Here is a 19,734-nt window from a genome sequence, read left to right on the forward strand (position 1 = left end):
TTAGGTCTGCGGGGGGGGGGGTATCGGCGGTTGACGGGGGCACGTTTTGCTTCCGTCAGCGGGGTTTCGGGGGCTCCGCCCCAGACCCCGGTTCGCGCCTGAAGGACGCTCGTCCTCAAACGCCGGACGGGCTGAGGATGCCGATGCTGGGCCTCCTGCCAAGGTCTGGGCATGCCGCCAAGGCCAACGCACCCAGGGGCGCGGGGAACTGCGCAAGACGGGCTGAAGGGGTGCATGCCGACCGGCACCGGGGGCGGAGCGGGTTGGCGCTTGACCGGTTACAGGAGGGCGCGGAGTTTCTCCGCCAGGAGGTCCCAGCGCCACTTCTCCTCCACCCAGGCCCGCCCCCGCGCCCCCATCCGCTCCCGCAGCGCGGAATCCTGAAGCAGAGTCACCACCCGCTCCGCCGCATCCGCGGCGGAGTCACCCCGCACCACCCAGCCCGTCTCCCCGTCGAGCACCGCGTCCGGCGCGCCCCCGGAGTCGCCCGCCACGACCGGCAGCCCCGTCGCGGAGGCCTCCAGGTAGACGATGCCGAGGCCCTCGACGTCGAGGCCCCCGCGCCGCGTGCGGCACGGCATCGCGAAGACGTCACCGGCGCCGTAGTGCGCGGGCAGCTCCGCCCACGGCACCGCGCCGGTGAAGCGGACCGAGGCCGAGACCCCGGTGTCGAGCGCGAGCTTGCGCAGGTCGGCCTCGTACGGGCCGCCCCCCACGATGAGCAGCACCGCCTCCGGCACCTGCGCGAGGATCGCCGGCATGGCGAGGATCAGCGTGTCCTGGCCCTTGCGCGGCACGAGGCGGGAGACGCAGACCACGACGGGACGGTCGGCGAGCCCGAGCCGGGCGCGTACCGCGTCGCCGCCCGAGCCGGGGTGGAAGGTCTTCTCGTCGACGCCGGGCGGGAGTTGGACCATGCGGGCCGCGGCCTGCTGGGTGAGCGCCCCCGCGATCCGGGAGCGGGTGTACTCGCCGAGGTAGGTGATCGTGTCCGTGCCCTCACCGATCCGCCTCAACAGCTGTCGCGCGCCGGGGAGTTGGGCCCACCCGGCCTCATGGCCATGCGTGGTCGCCACGATCCGCTCCGCCCCGGCCCTGCGCAGCGCGGGCCCCATGAGGCCGAGCGGCGCGGCCGCCCCGAACCACACGGAGGAGCAGCCGTGTTCGCGCAGCAGGGCGACGGCACGCCGGGTGACCCGGGGCGTCGGCAGCAGCATCGTGGTGCGGTCCCGTACGACGGTGAACGGCTGCTCGGCGTCGAACGCGGCGGTCGCCTCGACGCCCTCGCGGCTCCGCTTCCACGTCGAGGCGTAGACGACGACCCGCTCGGGATCGAGCCGCAGCGCCATGTTGTGCAGGAACGCCTGGATCCCGCCGGGACGGGGCGGAAAGTCATTGGTCACGATCAAGGTCTTGTGCATCGCCGCCGACAGTACCGAACCGGGGCCGCGGAGCCGAAGGCCCGCCCGCGGGGCGGCGCCATGAAAGCGGAGGACACCCGGCCGCGCCCCGCACCCACGGGACGGCGCCGCAGAAGCGGAGAGCACCCGGCCGCGGTCCTCCCTCACCGGGCGGCGCCGCGGAAGCGAAGGGCACCCGGCCGCGCCTGACCGCCGGGGCATCCGTGTACCCGGCATCATGGCTGGCTCCGGGCCCCGAAACGACTACGAGACGGACACCATGACCATCCCCCGGCGCACCCTCGCGGTGGTGACCACCTGGGCCGCGACCCGCTATCTGCTGCTGCTCTGCGTCTTCGGGGTGCTGGTGCTGCCCGGCCCCGACGTCACCAGCGACGTCCATGTCATCTACCAGGGCTGGTCGCAGGTGCTCGGTACCGGAACGTATCCGCTCGACGACGTGACCTGGCAGTACCCGCCGCTCGCCGCGCTCGCGATCCTCTCCCCCGCCGCGCTGCCGTTCCTCGACTACGCGTCCGCGTTCTTCGTGCTCGCCTTCCTCGCGGATCTGCTGGTCTTCGCGCTTCTGATGTACGCGGCGGGGCGCCCGGGCAAGTCCCGGAGCGGTGCCTGGGTGTGGGCGCTCGGCGTGCCGTTGCTCGGCCCCACCGCGTACGCCCGCTACGACCTGATGGTGACCGCCGTCGCGGTCGCGGCGCTGCTCGCGGGCGCCCGCCATCCGCGGCTCCTCGGGGCGCTCGCCGCCGTCGGCACGCTGTTGAAGGTGTGGCCGGTACTGCTCCTGGTACGTGCCCCGCGCCGCGCCCTGACCACCGCGGCCGCGTGTGCGGCGGGGCTCCTGGTCGCGTGTGTCGCGGCGGCGCCCGGCGCGCTCGCCTTCCTCACCTTTCAGCGGGAGCGGGGCACCGAGGTCGAGTCGCTGGGGGCGCTGGTCTTCCAGGCGGCCCGGCACTTCGGCTGGCGGGGCCGGGTGCAGCTGAACTACGGGTCGGTGGAGTTCCTCGGGCCGTACGTACCGCTGGTCTCCGCGCTCGCGATGGCGCTGAGCGTGCTCGCCTTCGGGTGGCTGGTGCTGTGGCGGGTGCGGTTTCGGGGCTCGCCGCGTCCGAGCACCGTCGCGGACGCGGCCTTCACGGCGGTGCTGCTGTTCACCACCACGAGCCGCGTCATCAGCCCGCAGTACCTGCTCTGGCTGGTGGGGCTGGCCGCGGTGTGCCTCGCCTTCCGCCGCAGCCCGATGGTCCGCCCGGCGCAGCTCGTTCTCGTCGCGACGGGCGTGACGTTCCTGGAGTTCCCCCTCTGGTTCTCCCATGTGGTGGCCGGCGACTGGCTCGGGGTGCTGCTGCTCGTGGTCCGCAACGGACTGCTGGTCGCGGCGTCGTTGCTCGCCTGCCGTCAGCTGTGGCGTTCGACCCCGCGGCCCCGCGGCCCGCTGGCCCCGAGCACCGCTCGCACCGCGGAGCCCTCCCCCGCCCGCTGATGTGGCGTACGGCGGTGCAGGCGGCCCAGGGCCGCGCACTGGACGGCCGTGGCCAGCGCCATGGCGAGGCAGACGCCGGGCAGCCCGAGCCCCGACAGGCCGCCGGCGAGCGCCAGTTGAAGCGCCACGCCGCACGCGGTGATCCCCGCCAGGACACGTCCGGCACCCGCGCCCTCGAACACGCCGCCCAGCGCGATGAAGCAGGCGAGCAGCACCAGGTACGGGCCGAGGCAGCGCAGGTACAGTGCACCGGCGGCGGCCACGTCGCCCCGCGCGCCGAGCGCCGTCATGATCCAGGGCGCGGCGGCCGCCGACACGAGCAACGCACCGCACCCCGCCGCGCCCGCCAGCCTCAGCACCTGCCGCCCGACGGCCGCCCGCTCGTCCCGGCCCGCGCCGAGGAGGCGACCGGTGTGGATCGCGGCGGCCTGGCGCAGCGCGTAGAACGCCATGGTCGCCCCGTACATCGCCTTGGTCGCGATGCCGTACGCGGCGACCTCGGTGACGCCGATCCTGGCGACGACGGCGACCAGCGCGAGCGTCCCGCTCATCCGCACCACGAACTCGGCCGAGAGCGGAAGGCCGACGCGGATCGTCCGACGCAGATCCCGGGACAGCCCCCGAAGCCGGTCCGGAAGCCGGTCCGGGAGCGGGGGGCCGCCGCCGGGATCGACCGCACGATGCGGCAGGGCGGCGCATCGCCGCAGCATTACGAGCCCCCAGACCAGCGCGGCCGTACGACCGGCCACGGTGGCCAGGGCCGCACCCTTGACGCCGAGCCCGCAGCCGAGGATGAGCAGCGGGTCGAGGACGAGGATCAGCCCGTTGGCGAGGAGCGCGAGCCGCATCGGGGTGCGGGTGTCGCCGGTGCCTTTGAGGATGCCGTCCACGACGTTGGTGGCGAAGAGGACGGCGATGCCGGGCAGGGCGATGGAGAAGTACCCGGCGGCCAGGGCCGGCGCGTCCCCGCCGCCACCACCGCCCCCGCCGAGCACAAGCCGCGCCAGTGCCTCCCGTCCCCAGAACCCGCCCACCGCGACAAGCGGAGTGAGTAACGCGCACAGCGCCCACCCGCCCCGCACCGCCGCCCGCACCCCGTCGGCGTCACCGGCCCCCCGGGCCCGGGCGACCAGCACGGTGGTCCCGGACCCGGCCATGAGAACGACTCCGAGCAGCACGTTCTCCACGTTCGTGGCGACGGCGACGGCGGCGACGCGATCCGCCCCGAGCCGGGCCACCCAGACCGTGTTGATGACGCCGGCCGTGACCCCGGACAGAAGCTCGAAGTAGACCGGATACGCGAGCGACACCAGCCGCGCGCGATGAGCGGTAGCCCCCATGGCCGTCCTCCCCGGACCTCAGCGATACCTCGATCCGAGGTATCTCGATAAGAGGTACCATGTCGACGCCGACCGGACAAGGCGAGGGGCACGCATGCTGGAGCTGTCGATCCTGGGATTCCTGTACGAAGAGCCGCTGCACGGGTACGAGCTCAAGGAGCGCATCAAGGGGCTGAGCGGCCATATCAGGCCCGTCAGCGACGGGGCGCTCTACCCGGCCATCACCCGCCTGGTGAACGGGGGTGCGCTGGAGCAGCGCACCGAGCCGGGCAGCGGGGCTGCGCCTCGGCGCATCCTCTCCCTCACCGATGCGGGCCGGGCCGGCCTCCTGGAGCGACTGCGGCACCCCAAGGATGTCGAGATCACCGACGGCCAGCGGTTCTTCACGCTGCTCGCCTTCCTGCGGCACCTGCCCGACCCCGCCGAGCAGGCGGCGGTCCTCAAGCGGCGCCAGGCCTTCCTCGACGCCCCCGCGAGCTTCTTCTACCGCGCGGGCGAACCCGTCCGCGCCGAGCAGGCCGGCGACCCGTTCCGGCAGGGCATGCTGCGGATCGCACGGGCGACGACGGTGGAGGAGAAGGCGTGGCTGGCCGAGGTCCTCGACCGGCTCGGCGGCCCCGCTCAGCCGTGACATCCAGCTCAGCCGCACACCCCCAGAGCGGCGGGGAACCGCGCGGGCGACCCATCACCGCCGGCGGACGGAGGATCACGTCGAACCGGCGCACGCGGCCGTCAGGTCAGTTGGGTGCGGACGTACTCGCGCCACTGTGTGGTGAACTCCCCTGCTGTCAGGCCGAGTTGGTCCGTCAGGGCTTTTTCCAGGGCGCCCTCGCGGTGGTGCTGGGCGCCCACCTCCAGGTAGAGGCGGGCCAGCTTCGTCTCGCCCCAGCGGGCCGCGATCATCCGGCATGCCAGCCAGCCGCCCTCGTACGCCCGTGCCAGGCGGTCCGCGCCGCCTTCGAAGCCGAAGTCGGCGTCCGAGGGGAGGGCGGCCGGGAGGTCGCCCGCGCGGACCGCCTTCTGGAGTTCGGGGGCGGCCTGCGGCGCGGTGCGGCCGGAGCGGCGGTAGCCGACCCAGTCGGCGTACCCCTCCGAGAGCCACATCGGGGTGGCGGCGGAGGTGTGGGCGCGGGTGGCGACGTGCGTGGTCTCGTGGGTCAGGACGACCGTGCGGCCCAGGTCGCCGAGGACCGCGTACGCGTCCGGATTGACGATCACCCGGTCCGCCGGGGCCGCGCCGGCACCGCCCGCCTCGCCCGTGGTCACCGCGGCGATGCCCCGGTAGGAGGCCGCGGGCGCGTCGAGCAGCGCGGCCATGGCGTCCAGGGAGCCGGGGACGAGGACGACGACCCGGCCCGCCCATGTCCCGGGCCAGGCCGCGGAGACCGCGGGCACCGCCGCGTCCTCGGTCGCGGCGATCCCGTGCAGCTTCACCGGGTCCTGGCCCACCCCCAGGATCAGGCTGTGGGTGCCCCGCACGACGGTGACCGGGCCCTGCTGCCACAGCAGCTGGGCGCCGCCTTCGGCGGGCCGGTCGCCGGTGACGTACCAGTTCGTGCCGCGCTGGTGGAGCGTGAGGGTCCGGGCCGTGGTCACGGGCGCGGTGTCGTAGCCCCGGATCCGGTAGCCGAGCTCCACCTTGGCGGTGGCCGTGGCGCCGTGCCGGTCGAGCGCGGTGACCTTGTACGTCCACGACGTCAGCGGGACCTGCGCGAGGTTGCCCAACTCCGTGCGCTGGGCGGCCCGCAGGGCGCTCGCGGCGGGGTCCACGGCGGCCGCATAGCCGTCCGTGTCGTGCTGGAGTACGGCGGTCGCGCGCCGGTCGAGCAGCTGCTGCACCGCGCCCGTGGCGGCGTCGGGCGCGGGGCCGGGCGCCGAGCATCCGACGGCGGACAGCAGCACGGCGAGCGCGCACCCCGCCGCCCGCATGCGCACCGCTCTTCGACCGCGTCCCCGACCTGCCACGCCGCCGATCGTACGGTCACACCCGCGTCACCGAGGAAACGGGCATCATCCCGACGGGGTCGTAGCGGACCGGGGCACCCGGGTACGGGGCGTGCACGACCTGGCCGTTGCCGACGTACATCGCGATATGGCTGGCGTCGTGCCGGTAGGCGACCAGGTCTCCGGGCTTGGCCTCGGAGAGCGGCACCTGGTGGCCGGCGTACCGCTGCTCCTGCGAGGTGCGCGGCAGGCCGACGCCCGCGCGGGCGTACGACCACTGCATCAGGCCCGAGCAGTCGAACCCGGAGGGCCCGTTGGCGCCCCAGATGTACGGTTTGCCGACCGCGGAGCGGGCCGCCATGACGGCCGCCGCGGCCCGCGAGGAGGCCGGCGCGGAGCCGGAGAGCGGGGGCAATTCGGTCCGCCCGGAGCGGGAGGCGCGGTCGAAGGCGGCGCGGTCGGCGGTGGGCAGTGCGTTGAGCAGCCGGCGCGCCTGGGCGAGCTTCGACTCCACGGTCCGCTTGTGCCGGGCCACCTCGGTGCGGCTGCGCTCCAGTTCGGCGAGTTTTCGCCCGGCCTCGGCCCGCTGCTGCGCCAGCCGGCGCTGCTCGTGCTGGAGTTCGTGCAGCTGGCCCGTCTGCCGCTCGCTCAGCCGGTCGAAGGTGACGGCCCGGTCCAGATACGTGTCCGGGTTCGAGGACAGGAGCAGCGCGAGGGCGGGGTCGATACCGCCCGAGCGGTACTGCGCTCCGGCGATCGCGCCGAGCGCGCCCCGCATGCGGTTGATCTTCTCCTGACCACGCGCGACGGCGTCCTGGGCCTGGGTGACCTGCTCGCGCAGTTGCTTCGCGTGCTCATCGGCCTTGTCGTACTCCTCGGTGGCCTGCTCGGCCTGCTCGAAGAGCCGGTCGACGGTGGCCTTCCCCGACGGCGCCGGCTCGTGCGGTGCCGCGCTCGCCCCCGGCGCCGCGAGGGCCGCCGCCGCGGTGGCCGCCGCGGCCGACAGGACGGTGACGCGGGCGCTCTGGGTCAGGCCCGACTGCGAAGGCCGGCGATGGGACGCCACGGATTCGCACTCCCTTGCACTGCGTGCGGCCCCTGCCGCCCGGGCGGGCGGCGAGTCACCGGGGGAACCGCACGCCGGACAGTAACCGGGCGGATACCCGTGGGCCAACGACCGCGCCGTCTACGCACAGTGACGCCCCACCGGAGAACACAGGTCACCGGCGGGGCGTCGCGTCAGCGGGAGTTGCCGCAATTCGCCCGTTTGGGCGGTGTCGGCGGCTGACGAAGGGAAAGGGCGGGTCAGCCGATGCGGACACCGAACTGGAAGGGCATGTTGTCCATCGACTCATAACGGACGACCGCGCCGGTGTGCGGGGCGTGCAGCACCATGTTGTTGCCGGCGTACAGGCCGATGTGGTGCAGGTCGCCGAAGAAGAGCACGAGGTCGCCGGGCTTGAGCTCGCTGCGGCCGATCCGGGTGCCCCGGGTGGCCTGCTCCTGCGAGGTGCGCGGCAGTTGGACGCCTGCCTGGGCGTAGGCGTACCCCGTCAGACCGGAGCAGTCGAAGCTCGCCATGCCGGTCTTGCCGTAGCTGTAGGGCTTGCCCAGCTGCGTCTGCGCCGCGGCGAGGGCGGCCGCGCCGACGCCGGAGGCGGGCACGTCGTGGCCGAGGTTGGGGCGCTCGGTGGAGCGGTTGGCACGTGCGGTGTCGGCGGCGAGAGCGGCCTTCTCCTGCGCGGTCAGGGAGTTGAGCAGCTTCTGCGCGTCGGCGAGCTTGCCCTGGACTTCCTGCTTCTTGTCGTCGAGCACCTTGCGGGTGTCGGCGAGGTCCTTCAACTTGTCCTGGGCTTCCTTGCGCTCCTGCGCGAGGGTGCGCTGCTTGCCCTGGATCTTCTGCAGCGCCTCGGCCTGAGAGGTGCTCAACTGGTCGAGCGCGGAGGCCTTGTCCAGGAAGTCGTCGGGGTTGGAGGAGAGGAAGAGCGCGAGCGAGGGGTCTATGCCACCCGAGCGGTACTGCGCCGACGCCATCGAACCGAGGCCGCTGCGCAGGGTGTTGAGCTCCTGCTGACCGCGGGCCACCTTGTCCTGGATCTCGCTGACCTGCTTCTCCAGCCGGCCCTGCTTCTCCTTGGCGCCGTTGGCCGTCTCGGTCGCCTGCTCGGCCTCGTCGTAGAGCTTGTCGACCTTGCTCTTGACCTCGTCCTTGGTGGGCTTGGGGTCGGCCTGGGCGGCCTGCGAGGTGAGGGCGACGACGGCGGCAGCGGTCGCGCTGAGCACGGTCACGCGGGTGCGGCTCGCGGGCTTGGGACGGCGGTGGGACCCCACGAAGGCGAGCTCCTTCTTCCTCGACCGCCGAACAGAGCAGGACCGGCGGGCCCTTCACGGACACCCCGAACGAGTGATCAACCGCATGAAGGTACGAGGCCAGACCTTAGTGACCTTCTTGTGATCAGTTCAAATCCTGATGGGGAAAAAATCGGTCGACAAGAGGATTCTTTACTGTCATCGCACGCGCAGTAGTTGCCACTTGACGGAGTGCTCGGCAGCGATCACCCGAATTCGGGCATTGAACACAGGAGTTGCAGAACATCCTGAATGCCGTCGCACTGCCTCAGACGCGTGAAAGCCGCTTCATACGCGGGAGAGGCGCTTCATACGCGGGAGAGGCGCTTCATACGCGGGAGAGGCGCTTGAGCAGGAGCAGCGAGGCGACCGGGCGGGCGCCCGCCTTCGCGACGCCGTCCGCGACTTCCTTGTCGGTGGAGACGACCACCACGGGGCGGCCCGAGGGCTCGGCCCGTACGAGTTGACGGATCAGCTCGTCCGCGGTCACCCCGGGCTTGGAGAACAGCACCCGCACGCCCCGGGGCGGGGCGAGCAGCACGGGAGCCGCCAGCTCCGCGCCGTCGAAGACACAGGTGACCTCGGCGCCGGTCTGCGCGGCGAGCACGGAGAGGCCGCCGAGCAGCCGCAGCCGCTGCTTCTCCAACGGCATCGTCGGATAGCCGGTCTTGGTGACGTTGTAGCCGTCGACGAGCAGATGCACCTGGGGCAGCCCGAGCAGCTGGTCGAGGAGGGCCGGGTCGGTCTCGGACAGGGCGCGGGCCGCGATGTCCTTGGGCGTCATGGTGCCCGGCGCCACCGCCTCCACGGTGTCGGCGGGCCGCACCGACGCGGGCGGCAGGGCCAGTTCACGGCGCAGGCCCTGGGCGCCTTCGAGAACGGTGTCGAGCAGCAGCCGCAGCCGCATGTCCTCGACCGAACGCCCCTCGCGCACCGCGCGCCGGCTCGCCTCAAGACCCGCTTCGGCCTCACCGAGCCGCGTCTTGAGCCGCCGGGTCTCGCTCTCGGCGGCGGCGACCTGCGCGGCCGCCTCGGCCTTCGCCCCGTCGATCTCGGAGACGACCTTGCGCAGGGCGGCCTCGCCGCGCTTCACATCGCTCTGGGCGCTGCGCAGTTTGCGCTGGAGCGTCTCGGCTTCCTTGCGCACGGCGAGCAGCTCCGCGCGCAGCGCCTCGTTCTCGGACTTGATCAGGGCGCGCGCCTGGGCGAGTTCCTCGCGCAGCCGCTCCACTTCGCGCCGGCCCTCCTCGTCGACCCGCTCGGCGAACGCCCGCTGGGCCTCCTCGCCGGCCGCGGCGACGAGCTTCACCCAGCCGGTGGGGCGCAGTACGTAGGCGGCGGCCGCCACGTCGATCGGGTCGGCCGCGGCGGGCGGCGAGCCGGCCTCGACGGCTCCGGCGAGCTCCGGCTGCGACTCCTTGAGCCGCTCGCCGATGCGCTGACGGAAGACGGGGTCGCTCTCCAGCGCGGCGGCCATCGCGTTGCCCGCGAACTTGGCGCGCCGGGTCGGGGTGAATCGGGCGTACTGCCGCAGTTGTCCGGGCAGTTCGGCGACGGTCAGGCCACCGAACGCCTCGGAGACGAAGGCGACGACCCGGCGCCGCACCCCTTCGGGCAGCGGGCGGTCGAGCACCTCGGCGGGGCCGTCACCGGCCGCAGCGGCCGGTTCGGCACCGCTTGCATGCTCCACAATCCGTCACCCCAACTGTCATCACGTACCGCCCGGGCGGCCGCCTCTCAGGAAGCGGTCGCGGAGTCGGTACCCGGCCTGTCCACCAGCTCGATCTGGTCCACCGCGTTGCACCAGCGGCAGCGGACCGACTCGATGGTCTCACTGACCACCTCGCGTTCCTCCACCTTGGGTTCCCCGGCGAGGTCCAGATGGACGTACTCGATCACTTTCGACGAGCGGGTGACATCGAAACGGGTGAGGTTTCCGCAGAGCGTGCAGCGCCACCGGGTCTCGGCGGTCGGCTGGGGAACGGTGGTCATGTGGGGCCGCCCTCTTTTCCACTTCCATGGTCCAGGATCTCGCGGTGCGCCATCGAACTGCGGGAGTACTGCCCGCAACCCTACGGCCTACCCGTCGGCCGCCCCCACGGCGAGGCGGTCTGTACCGAAAGCTCCCTTTAGGCCATTCTCTCCCCATGATCAGGTGGTGGGGAGTGGCGATCGTCAGGGGTGCGGCGATGGTCAGGGCCGCGGTGCGGGGCCCGACCATGACGTACGGGCTGATCGCCGCGTGCTGTCTGCTCTTCCTGGTGAGCCCGGTCTCCGGACTGAACCCGGGCTACGGGACCGGCGACGCGATCCTGAGCGCCCAGAGCGACTACTTCACGCGGTGGGGCGTCGTCCCCAGGGAGCTCATGACGGGGCACGCGCACGCCCTGCTCACCCCGCTCACCGCGCTGTTCGTCCAGGGCAGCTGGCTGCACCTGCTCGGCAACATGCTGTTCCTGTACGTGTTCGGCGCGATGACGGAGGAGCGCGTCGGCCGGATCGAGTTCGCCCTGTTCTACCTCGTGTCGGGCTATCTGGCGCTGCTCGGGTACGCCGTGGCGCACGCGGAGTCGGAGCAGACCCTGGTGGGGGCGTCCGGGGCGATCTCGGCGGTCCTCGGCGCGTTCCTCTGCCTCTTCCCCAGGGCGCGGGTGACGAGCATCTTCCCCTTCCTGCTCTTCCTGCCGCTGCGCTTCCCCGCGTGGATCGTGCTCGTCTTCTGGTTCGCGCTCCAGTGGCTGGCGATCCGGAGCGCGCCGTCCGGGCCGGGGGTGGCCTATCTCGCGCATCTCGTCGGCTTCGGCCTGGGCTTCCTCTACGCGTGGGTCCGTTTCCGCGGGGCGGATAGAGTGAAACGCCGAGAGCCCGTGAAGACCGCGGGTCCGGCCGCCACCGAGGGAGAAAGCCAGCCGTGATCACCGCGATCGTGCTCATCAAGACCAGCGTGGACCGGATTCCCGAGATCGCGGAGTCCATCGCGGCGCTGGACAGCGTCAGCGAGGTGTACTCGGTGACGGGTACGTACGATCTGATCGCGCTGGTCAGGGTGGCTCGCCACGACGACCTGGCGGACATCATCCCGGGCAGCATCAGCAAGATCCCCGGGGTCGAGGGCACGGATACGCACGTCGCGTTCCGCACGTACTCCCAGCACGACCTGGAAGCGGCCTTCGCCATCGGCCTGGACTCCTGACCCCGGGCATCCCCGGCCCGGCCGGGCCTTCGGGTGCGGACCGTGCCCGCTTCCCGCGCCGTTCCCCGCGCCGCCCCTGGCGGGGTTGCCCTTGACAGCGCGCCCAGCAGAGGCACCCCCAGCCCGGCCCGGGCCCGGCCTTCGGGTGCGCACCGTGCGTGGCCGGGCGCGCAGTTCCCCGCGTCCCCAGCAGAGCCGATGCCGACCAGCGCGCACATCCCAGCCCGTCCGGCGTTTGAGGACGAGCGCCGTTCAGGCGCGAACGGGGTTTGGGGCGGAGCCCCAGGGAGGTGGGGCCCGGCGGGGTCAGACCGCGGGGACGCAGCGGCCGGACTCCGTGCGGTACTGCCACTTCGCGCCGTCCCGGACGAGCTCCCGCACCGCCCCCACAAACCGCTCCACATGCTCGTTCGGCGTGCCCGCACCGAAGCTGACCCGGATCGCGTTCAGGGACCGCTCACCCGGCTCCGCCTCCGGCGCCCCGCACTCCCCCGGGTCCTGCGGCTCGCTGCCGAGCAGCGTGCGTACCAGCGGGTGGGCGCAGAAGAGCCCGTCGCGCACCCCGATCCCGTACTCCGCGGAGAGCGCCGCCGCGAAGTGCGAGCTGTTCCACCCGTCGACGACGAACGAGATGACGCCGACCCGGGGCGCGTCGTCCCCGAAGAGGGAGAGGACCCGCACTTCGGGAACGGCCGCCAGACCCTCGCGGACCTTCGCGATCAGGTGCCGCTCGCGCGAGACCAGCGCGTCGAACCCCGCCTCGGTCAGCGCCTTGCACGCGGAGGCGATGGAGTAGACGCCGATGACGTTGGGCGAGCCGGCCTCGTGGCGGGCGGCCGTGGTGTGCCACTCGACATCCACCCCGCCGTCGGCGCGCCGCGCGACCCGCTTGGAGGCGCCGCCCCCCGCCAGGTACGGCTCCGCTTCCTGGAGCCAGTCCGCGCGGCCGGCCAGCACGCCCGAGCCGAACGGCGCGTACAGCTTGTGCCCGGAGAAGGCGACCCAGTCGACGTCCAACTCCCGTACGGAGACGGGGTGATGGGGCGCGAGCTGGGCCGCGTCGAGCACGATGCGCGCACCGTGGGCGTGGGCCGCGGCGGCGAGTTCCTTCACGGGCCACAGCTCGCCGGTGACGTTGGACGCGCCGGTGACGCAGACGAGGGCGGGCCCGTACGGGTCGCGGTCGGCGAGGGCCCGTTCCAGGGTTTCGACGGCCTGGTGCGGGGTGCGCGGCGCGTTCAGGTAGGTCACGCGGGCGTCCTGCCACGGCAGCAGCGAGGCGTGGTGCTCGGTCTCGTAGACGAAGACCTGGCAGTCGGCGGGAAGCGCCCGGGCGAGCAGGTTGAGCGAGTCGGTGGTGGAGCGGGTGAAGACGACCTGGTCACCGGGGCGGCAGTCGAGGAACTCCGCCACCGTCACCCGGCTGTTCTCGAACAGGTCGGTCGAGAGCTGCGAGAGATAGCCGGCTCCGCGGTGCACGCTGCCGTAGTAGGGGGCGTAGGCGGCCACGTCGTCCCAGACCCGCTGGAGGGCGGGCGCGCTCGCCGCGTAGTCCAGGGCGGCGTACGTCACCTCGCCGCCGGTGACGAGCGGCACGGTGACGTCGCGGCCGAGCACCGGCAGCGGCGCAGCGCAGCAGGGGTCGGCACAGGCGGCGGAGTCGAGGGGGGCGGAGGCGGTGACGGCGGCGGAGGGGTGTGCGGACATGGCGGTATCTCCCAGCAGGGCAAGGCGAGTTGGCTTCGGACCCCGGGTACGGCGACACGGCCCAGCGATCGAGTGGCCTCAACTGGCGTGCCGTACAAGGGGGTTGTCCTCGGACACGCGGCACGGGAAAGGGCCGCGCGGAGGAGGGTGAAGAAGGGGCGGAAACGCCCTATCGCATTCGCTTGCTCACGAGACTGCTCCCTTGAGGACCAGGACCCCAGGGCTGTGACATCACGCGATGTCCAGGGGTCCGCGCTTGCCGTAGGCCTTGCTGCCTACGACCTGGTCTTCACCCGGGGCACCCCGCCACGGACGGAGGGTTGCCGGACAGCGAGCCGGGGCCTAAATCGCTGTCACTCATGACCTTGAACAGCATCCTGCCATACGTTGCGGCGGGCGCAAGGCACAGTCCGCGATCTGGACTGCGCCGTGCGCCACAGGGCGCGCCGAGTGGTGCGCACCGCCGGCCTGTCGTGGCCTGTCGTGGCCTGTCGTGGGGTCCTCCCTGGCCCTTCAGGCCTTGGGGAGGTTGAGGACGAGCTCCCTTCAGGCGCGAACGGGGTCTGGGGCGGGGCCCCAGGAGCTTGGACCGCGCCCCAGGCCCCGGGAGACCCCGCCGCGCCCCTCCCCGAAATCCCCCGGGGGTGGGAAAGGGACTCCCACCCCGGCGGAGCCGCACCCTTGGGCGGGCGGCTCAGGCGTTGCTCGCGGCAACCCAGCGGTCGAGGGAGCGCTGGGCCGCGCCGGAGTCGATGGCCTCGGCGGCCCGGACCATCGCGGCGGCGAGCTGCCCGGCGAGCGGGCCCTCGCCCGGCTCAAGGGCGACCAGGGCGGCGGCGGAGTTGAGCAGGACCGCGTCCCGTACCGGGCCCTTCTCACCGGTCAGGAGCCGGCGGACGATCTCCGCGTTGTACGAGGGGTCGCCGCCGGCCAGCGCCTCGACGGGCACCCTCTCGATGCCGACGTCACGCGGGTCGAAGCGCTCCTCGCGGACGGCGCCGTCCCGCACCACCCACACCCGCGAAGTGGCGGTGGTGGTCAGTTCGTCCAGGCCGTCGTCGCCGCGGAAGACCAGCGCGGAGGAGCCGCGCTCGGCGAGCACGCCGGCGACGATGGGCGCCATGCGCGGGTCGGCGACCCCGGTGGCCTGGGCGCGTACCCTCGCCGGATTGGTGAGCGGGCCGAGCACGTTGAAGGTGGTGCGGATGCCCAACTCCCTGCGGGCGGCGGCCACATGGCGCAGCGCGGGGTGGAACGTCACCGCGAAGCACATGGTGATCCCGGCCTGCTCGGCCACCTCCACGACGCGCTGCGGCGAGAGCCGCAGATTGACGCCGAGCTTCTCCAGGACGTCGGACGCGCCGCTGGCGGATGAGGCGGCGCGGTTGCCGTGCTTGACGACCTTGGCTCCGGCCCCGGCGACCACGATCGCCGACATGGTGGAGATGTTGACCGTCTTGGCGCCGTCGCCGCCGGTGCCCACGATGTCGACGCTGGGTCCCGGCACCTGGATCAGATGGGCGTGCGCGTACATGGTGCGCACAAGGCCGGTGATCTCGGCGACCGTCTCGCCCTTGGCGCGCAGCGCGATCATGAAGCCGGCGATCTGGGCGTTGGTCGCCTCGCCGCTCATGATCTGGTCCATCGCCCAGGCGGTGGCGTCCTCGCTCTGGTCGGTACCGCTCAGCAGCGAGTCCAGGACACCCGGCCAGGAGTGGGCCGCCACGGTGTCGCCTCCGGTGGGGGTAACAGCGCTCATGGTCGCTCCTGGTGGTCACAAAGGATGGGATGCCGCCCGTCAGCCTATCGACAGCGCGACGCGCGGCGGCATGCCTGCCCGCAGTGCGGACGCGGCGCGGGGACGGGCGTGGACAGGGCAGGACGGCGCGCGCGGGGGCGGCGTGCGGACCTGCACGGGGGCGGCGTCGGGACGGAAAAGACTCCGGCCCGGCCCCCGTGAAGGGGCCGGGCCGGAGCCTCGGTTGTGGCGACCGCTAGGTCAAGCGGGGATCAGTGGTGGCCGTGGCCGCTCGTGATCTCCTCGTACTCCTCGGCCGTCGGCTTGGGGATCTGGTTCCCCTCGCCGTAGTAGCCCTTGCTGAGCTTGGCGCGCAGCTTCTGCGTCCGGGAGACCTTCCGGGCGACACCGTTCTCGTCGACCGTCGGGCCGATCTCGGCCGGCTTGTACTGCTCGTGCGCGGTGAGCTTGTAGCGCGCACCGGCGTCGAGCGGCTCGTGGATCTCGACGAACTCACCGTGCGGCAGCCGCTTGATGATGCCGGACTCGCGTCCGTGCAGCACCTTCTCGGCGTCGCGCCGCTGCAGACCCAGGCAGATCCGCTTGGTGGCGACGAACGCGAGGACCGGAGCGACGAAGAACGCGATCCGCACGAACCAGGTGATGACGTTGATCGAGAGGTGGAAGTGGGTCGCCCAGAGGTCGTTTCCACCACCGATGAGCAGCACCATGTACCAGGTGATCCACGCGACGCCGAACGCGGTACGCGTCGGCGCGTTGCGCGGCCGGTCCGCGATGTGGTGCTCGCGCTTGTCGCCGGTGACCCAGGACTCGATGAACGGGTAGACCGCGATGGTCGCGAGGACCAGCGGGAAGATCACCAGCGGGATGAACACACCCAGGACGAGGGTGTGGCCCCACAGGTTGATCTCCCAGCCCGGCATCACTCGGATGAGGCCTTCGGAGAAGCCCATGTACCAGTCGGGCTGGGCGCCGGTGGAGACCTGGTCCGGCCGGTAGGGGCCGATCGCCCAGATCGGGTTGATCGAGGCGATCGCCGCGACCACCGCGATGACGCCGAAGACCAGGAAGAAGAAGCCGCCGGCCTTCGCCATGTACACCGGGAGCAGCGGCATGCCGACGACGTTCTTGTTGGTACGTCCCGGACCCGCGAACTGGGTGTGCTTGTGGTAGAAGACCAGGATCAGGTGCGCCACCATCAGGCCGAGCATGATGCCCGGCAGCAGCAGGATGTGCACCGAGTAGAACCGGGCCACGAAGTCGCCGCCGGGGAACTCCCCGCCGAACAGGAAGAACGAGAGGTACGTGCCGACGACCGGCACGGACAGGATCGCGCCTTCCATGAAGCGGACACCGGTGCCCGACAGCAGGTCGTCCGGGAGCGAGTAACCGGTGAACCCGGTGAACATGCCGAGGACGAACAGCAGGAAGCCGAAGAGCCAGTTGACCTCGCGCGGCTTGCGGAACGCGCCCGTGAAGAACACGCGCATCATGTGCACGAACATGCCGGCGAGGAAGATCAGCGCCGCCCAGTGGTGGATCTGCCGGATCAGCAGGCCACCGCGCACATCGAAGCTGATGTGCATGGTCGAGTTGAACGCCTCGGACATGTGCATGCCCTGGAGCGGCACGTACGAGCCGTCGTAGACGACCTCGTTCATGCTCGGGTGGAAGAACAGCGTCAGATACACACCCGTGAGGATGATGATGATGAAGCTGTACATGCAGATCTCGCCGAGCATGAAGGACCAGTGGTCCGGGAAGATCTTGCGCATGTTGGCCTTGGCCAGGGAGTAGATCCCCAGCCGGCCGTCCGCCCAGTCCGCGATCCGCTCGCCGGCGGGCGCTTCGCGCCGTGCGTCTGTCGTGGTGCTCATCCGCGCTCCCAGAAGGCAGGACCGACGGGCTCTTCGAAGTCGCCGAGCGCTTCGAGGTAACCCTCGTCATTCACGCCGATCCGCAGCTGCGGAAGCGCGTGACCGGCCGGGCCGAAGATGACGCGGGCGCCGTCGGAGAGGTCGAAGGTGGACTGGTGGCACGGGCAGAGCACGTGGTGCGTCTGCTGCTCGTACAGGGAGATCGGGCAGCCGACGTGGGTGCAGATCTTCGAGTAGGCGACGATGCCCTGGTGCGACCATTCGAGCTCGCGCTTGTCCTTGATGTCCTCCGGCTTGATCCGGACGAGCATCAGGGCGGCCTTGGCGATCTGCGTCTGGAAGTCCTCCGCGTCCTCCTCCAGGCCCTCGGGCTTGGCGAAGGTGAGGGAACCGACCAGCAGGTCCTCGGGGCGCAGCGGCTCGTTGGTGTTCATGTTGATCAGGGCCTTGCCCTTGGCCCACATGGTGTGCCGCAGCTTCTTCTCGGGCAGCGTGCCGAGGTCGCGCAGCAGCATCACACCGGAGAGCGGCACCATGGCCAGCGCGCCGAACATGGTGTTGCGGATCAGCTTGCGCCGTCCGAAACCGGACTCGGCCGCGCCCTGCCTGAAGTCGGCCATGACCTGGGCCTTGACTTCCGGCGGGGCCGCGATCTCGTGACGCTCGGCCGGCATCTCGACGTCCGACATCAGGGTGCGGGCCCAGTGGACCGCGCCCGCGCCGATGCAGAACAGCGCCACGCCGAGGGTCAGACCCAGGGCGAAGTTGAGGACGCTGACGTGCCCGAACGGGAAGATGAAGACGATCTTGTCGACCGGGAAGATCACGTACGAGGCGATGAAGCCGACCGTCGCGACCATGGACAGGAAGAACAGGAACGCCACGGCGCGCTCGGAGCGCTTGGCCGCCCGCTCGTCGATGTCCTGGACGCGCGGCTTGTGGGCCGGAAGTCCCGGGTCGGCGAAGGGGTCGCCCGCGGTGTCTACCGCGCCGTGCGCGGTGGCCTGCGCTTCAGGCAGGCTCTCGGAATTCTCTTGGCTACTCATGACTTCTTGGCCTTAGCGGTGTGGGCCGCGACCCAGATGGCTACTGCGATGAGGGCACCCAGACCGAAGATCCAGCCGAACAGACCCTCGCTGACCGGGCCGAGCCCGCCGAGCTTGAGACCACCGGGGCTCGCGGACGTGTCGCTGTTCACGGCGTGCAGGTACGCGATGATGTCCTGCTTCTGCTTCTGCGGCATCGTCGTGTCCGGGAAGGACGGCATGTTCTGCGGGCCGGTCTGCATGGCCTCGTAGATGTGCTTGGGGTCCACGTCCTCCAGGCTGGGGGCGAACTTGCCGTTCGTCAGGGCACCGCCCTCACCCGTGAAGTTGTGGCACTGGGCACAGTTGGTGCGGAACAGCTCGCCACCCTTGGCGATGTCCGCACCGCTCGGGTTGTACTGCGAGTTGGACGGCACGCTCGGACCGGCGCCCAGCGAGGCCACGTACGCGGCGAGCTGGTCGATCTGAGGCTGCGTGTAGATGGCCTTCTTCTTGGGCACCTGCGCGCCGGGCTGCTGCGCCGGCATGCGGCCGGTGCCGACCTGGAAGTCGACGGCGGCGGCGCCCACGCCGACCAGGGAGGGGCCGTCAGAGGTGCCCTGACCGCCGGTTCCGTGGCAGCTGGCGCAGCCGACGGAGTAGAGCTTCTTGCCCTCGTCGATGGCGAGGGACTGGGCGGTTTCGTCAGCCTGTGCCTTGCCCGCGGGCGCGAACGCGGCGTACAGCCCCCCGGTGGCCGCCAGCGCGAGGAGTAGGACGACGACCGCCGCCAGCGGATGGCGTCGTCGTGCGGAGAGCTTTTTCACGGATTACCCCGGTGTCAGGATCTTCTGCGTCGATGCTGGATGTGGTGCGGACCTACGGGCCCGGTTACTGGATCAGGTAGATCGTGGCGAAGAGGCCGATCCACACGACATCGACGAAGTGCCAGTAATAGGACACGACGATGGCCGCGGTCGCCTGTTCATGGGTGAACCTCTTCGCCGCGTACGTCCTGCCAAGAACCAGCAGGAAGGCGATCAGGCCGCCCGTCACATGCAGTCCGTGGAAGCCCGTGGTCAGGTAGAACACCGAGCCGTACGGGTCCGAGGACAGCGAGAGGCCGTCCTTCTTCACCAGGTCGGTGTACTCGAAGATCTGGCCTCCGATGAAGATCGCACCCATCACGAACGTGATGGTGAACCAGGTGCGGAGCTTCTTCACATCGCCCCGCTCCGCGGCGAAGACGCCGAGCTGGCAGGTGAGGGAGGAGAGCACCAGGATCGTGGTGTTGGTCGCCGAGAACGGAACGTTCAGGGACGAAGCCATCTCTTTCCAATGCGCGGCACCCGTTACCGATCGCAGAGTGAAGTACATCGCGAAGAGGGCCGCGAAGAACATCAGCTCGGAACTCAACCAGATGATGGTTCCGACGCTGGTGAGGTTCGGCCGATTGACCGACGGGTGCGCGTGCCCGGTTTCTACTGTCGTTGCTGTCGCCACGACCGACATTATGTCGGTCGCTTATCCCGCCCTCACTCCGGGGGGTGCCGTTCGGTGTGTCAGGCGCGTATGCAGGGCCCGAACGGCCCATCGAAGGGCTGCCCGAACCGGTGTTGACGGGCAGTCGGACGGAGTA

Annotated in this window: 17 protein-coding genes and 1 riboswitch; of the genes, 4 read left to right on the forward strand and 13 right to left on the reverse strand. The window is 71.3% G+C overall.

Annotated elements, in window-relative coordinates:
- Window positions 1-278 precede the first annotated feature (278 nt).
- Window positions 279-1,421, reverse strand: a complete 1,143-nt coding sequence (locus AB0D31_RS24975; protein WP_362727136.1) for a glycosyltransferase family 4 protein — start codon at window positions 1,419-1,421, stop codon at window positions 279-281.
- A 259-nt stretch (window positions 1,422-1,680) separates the two neighbouring features.
- Between AB0D31_RS24975 and AB0D31_RS24980 the strand changes: the two genes are divergently transcribed.
- Window positions 1,681-2,901: a glycosyltransferase 87 family protein gene (locus AB0D31_RS24980; protein ID WP_362727138.1), complete on the forward strand. Its 1,221-nt coding sequence runs from the start codon at window positions 1,681-1,683 to the stop codon at window positions 2,899-2,901.
- Here AB0D31_RS24980 and AB0D31_RS24985 read toward each other — a convergent pair.
- A complete protein-coding gene (locus AB0D31_RS24985; protein ID WP_362727140.1) occupies window positions 2,817-4,241 on the reverse strand; it encodes an MATE family efflux transporter in 1,425 nt (474 codons plus the stop codon). The two genes, AB0D31_RS24980 and AB0D31_RS24985, sit on opposite strands and share 85 nt — an antisense overlap.
- Window positions 4,242-4,335: 94 nt before the next feature.
- On the opposite strand from AB0D31_RS24985, the gene AB0D31_RS24990 reads away from it, so the two are divergent.
- Window positions 4,336-4,872 (forward strand): PadR family transcriptional regulator, encoded by a 537-nt coding sequence (locus AB0D31_RS24990; protein WP_362727142.1) that lies wholly within the window; start codon window positions 4,336-4,338, stop codon window positions 4,870-4,872.
- A 101-nt stretch (window positions 4,873-4,973) separates the two neighbouring features.
- Here the strand turns inward: AB0D31_RS24990 and AB0D31_RS24995 are convergent, their stop codons facing one another.
- The 5 genes from AB0D31_RS24995 to AB0D31_RS25015 all read right to left on the reverse strand — a co-directional run bounded on the left by AB0D31_RS24995 (window position 4,974) and on the right by AB0D31_RS25015 (window position 10,526).
- Window positions 4,974-6,170, reverse strand: coding sequence for a hypothetical protein (locus AB0D31_RS24995; protein WP_362727216.1), 1,197 nt, complete (start codon window positions 6,168-6,170; stop codon window positions 4,974-4,976).
- Window positions 6,171-6,222: 52 nt separating this feature from the next.
- On the reverse strand, window positions 6,223-7,251 hold the full coding sequence (locus AB0D31_RS25000; protein WP_362727144.1) for an NlpC/P60 family protein: 1,029 nt from the start codon (window positions 7,249-7,251) through the stop codon (window positions 6,223-6,225).
- A 239-nt stretch (window positions 7,252-7,490) separates the two neighbouring features.
- Window positions 7,491-8,516, reverse strand: coding sequence for an NlpC/P60 family protein (locus AB0D31_RS25005; protein ID WP_362727146.1), 1,026 nt, complete (start codon window positions 8,514-8,516; stop codon window positions 7,491-7,493).
- 346 nt (window positions 8,517-8,862) lie between these two features.
- Complete coding sequence (locus AB0D31_RS25010) at window positions 8,863-10,227, reverse strand: NYN domain-containing protein (protein WP_362727217.1); 1,365 nt, start codon at window positions 10,225-10,227, stop codon at window positions 8,863-8,865.
- Between the two features lie 44 nt (window positions 10,228-10,271).
- Window positions 10,272-10,526: a hypothetical protein gene (locus AB0D31_RS25015; protein ID WP_362727148.1), complete on the reverse strand. Its 255-nt coding sequence runs from the start codon at window positions 10,524-10,526 to the stop codon at window positions 10,272-10,274.
- Window positions 10,527-10,723: 197 nt separating this feature from the next.
- On the opposite strand from AB0D31_RS25015, the gene AB0D31_RS25020 reads away from it, so the two are divergent.
- Both AB0D31_RS25020 and AB0D31_RS25025 read left to right on the forward strand, forming a co-directional pair.
- Window positions 10,724-11,449, forward strand: a complete 726-nt coding sequence (locus tag AB0D31_RS25020; protein ID WP_362727219.1) for a rhomboid family intramembrane serine protease — start codon at window positions 10,724-10,726, stop codon at window positions 11,447-11,449.
- On the forward strand, window positions 11,446-11,727 hold the full coding sequence (locus AB0D31_RS25025) for an Lrp/AsnC ligand binding domain-containing protein (protein ID WP_053727718.1): 282 nt from the start codon (window positions 11,446-11,448) through the stop codon (window positions 11,725-11,727). Before AB0D31_RS25020 ends, AB0D31_RS25025 begins: the two co-directional genes overlap by 4 nt.
- Window positions 11,728-12,033: 306 nt before the next feature.
- On the opposite strand, the gene AB0D31_RS25030 is transcribed toward AB0D31_RS25025, so the two are convergent.
- The 6 genes from AB0D31_RS25030 to AB0D31_RS25055 form a co-directional block, all read right to left on the reverse strand.
- The gene (locus tag AB0D31_RS25030; protein ID WP_362727150.1) at window positions 12,034-13,434 is read right to left on the reverse strand and encodes an aminotransferase class V-fold PLP-dependent enzyme; all 1,401 of its coding nucleotides are present in this window, start codon (window positions 13,432-13,434) and stop codon (window positions 12,034-12,036) included.
- Window positions 13,435-13,681: 247 nt separating this feature from the next.
- A riboswitch (SAM riboswitch) is annotated at window positions 13,682-13,799 on the reverse strand.
- Between the two features lie 329 nt (window positions 13,800-14,128).
- Window positions 14,129-15,193 carry an anthranilate phosphoribosyltransferase gene (gene trpD / locus AB0D31_RS25035; protein ID WP_362727152.1) on the reverse strand — a complete coding sequence of 355 codons (1,065 nt, stop codon included), beginning with the start codon at window positions 15,191-15,193 and terminating at the stop codon, window positions 14,129-14,131.
- Between the two features lie 251 nt (window positions 15,194-15,444).
- Window positions 15,445-17,070, reverse strand: a complete 1,626-nt coding sequence (locus tag AB0D31_RS25040) for a cytochrome bc complex cytochrome b subunit (RefSeq protein ID WP_362727153.1) — start codon at window positions 17,068-17,070, stop codon at window positions 15,445-15,447.
- On the reverse strand, window positions 17,067-18,116 hold the full coding sequence (locus AB0D31_RS25045; protein ID WP_362727155.1) for a Rieske 2Fe-2S domain-containing protein: 1,050 nt from the start codon (window positions 18,114-18,116) through the stop codon (window positions 17,067-17,069). Before AB0D31_RS25045 ends, AB0D31_RS25040 begins: the two co-directional genes overlap by 4 nt.
- On the reverse strand, window positions 18,113-18,922 hold the full coding sequence (locus AB0D31_RS25050; RefSeq protein WP_362727157.1) for a c-type cytochrome: 810 nt from the start codon (window positions 18,920-18,922) through the stop codon (window positions 18,113-18,115). Before AB0D31_RS25050 ends, AB0D31_RS25045 begins: the two co-directional genes overlap by 4 nt.
- Before the next feature lie 64 nt (window positions 18,923-18,986).
- Window positions 18,987-19,607, reverse strand: coding sequence for a heme-copper oxidase subunit III (locus AB0D31_RS25055; protein WP_362727159.1), 621 nt, complete (start codon window positions 19,605-19,607; stop codon window positions 18,987-18,989).
- Window positions 19,608-19,734 lie beyond the last annotated feature (127 nt).

The sequence above is a fragment of the Streptomyces sp. NPDC048361 genome, assembly GCF_040651795.1.
GTDB lineage: Bacteria > Actinomycetota > Actinomycetes > Streptomycetales > Streptomycetaceae > Streptomyces.

Bases quoted from the DNA above. Each gene is read 5' to 3' on its own strand.
- AB0D31_RS24975 (WP_362727136.1), bottom strand. From the start codon at position 1,421: ATGCACAAGACCTTGATCGTGACCAATGACTTTCCGCCCCGTCCCGGC.
- AB0D31_RS24980 (WP_362727138.1), top strand. From the start codon at position 1,681: ATGACCATCCCCCGGCGCACCCTCGCGGTGGTGACCACCTGGGCCGCG.
- AB0D31_RS24985 (WP_362727140.1), bottom strand. From the start codon at position 4,241: ATGGGGGCTACCGCTCATCGCGCGCGGCTGGTGTCGCTCGCGTATCCG.
- AB0D31_RS24990 (WP_362727142.1), top strand. From the start codon at position 4,336: ATGCTGGAGCTGTCGATCCTGGGATTCCTGTACGAAGAGCCGCTGCAC.
- AB0D31_RS24995 (WP_362727216.1), bottom strand. From the start codon at position 6,170: ATGCGGGCGGCGGGGTGCGCGCTCGCCGTGCTGCTGTCCGCCGTCGGA.
- AB0D31_RS25015 (WP_362727148.1), bottom strand. From the start codon at position 10,526: ATGACCACCGTTCCCCAGCCGACCGCCGAGACCCGGTGGCGCTGCACG.
- AB0D31_RS25020 (WP_362727219.1), top strand. From the start codon at position 10,724: ATGGTCAGGGCCGCGGTGCGGGGCCCGACCATGACGTACGGGCTGATC.
- AB0D31_RS25030 (WP_362727150.1), bottom strand. From the start codon at position 13,434: ATGTCCGCACACCCCTCCGCCGCCGTCACCGCCTCCGCCCCCCTCGAC.
- trpD (WP_362727152.1), bottom strand. From the start codon at position 15,193: ATGAGCGCTGTTACCCCCACCGGAGGCGACACCGTGGCGGCCCACTCC.
- AB0D31_RS25040 (WP_362727153.1), bottom strand. From the start codon at position 17,070: ATGAGCACCACGACAGACGCACGGCGCGAAGCGCCCGCCGGCGAGCGG.
- AB0D31_RS25045 (WP_362727155.1), bottom strand. From the start codon at position 18,116: ATGAGTAGCCAAGAGAATTCCGAGAGCCTGCCTGAAGCGCAGGCCACC.
- AB0D31_RS25055 (WP_362727159.1), bottom strand. From the start codon at position 19,607: ATGTCGGTCGTGGCGACAGCAACGACAGTAGAAACCGGGCACGCGCAC.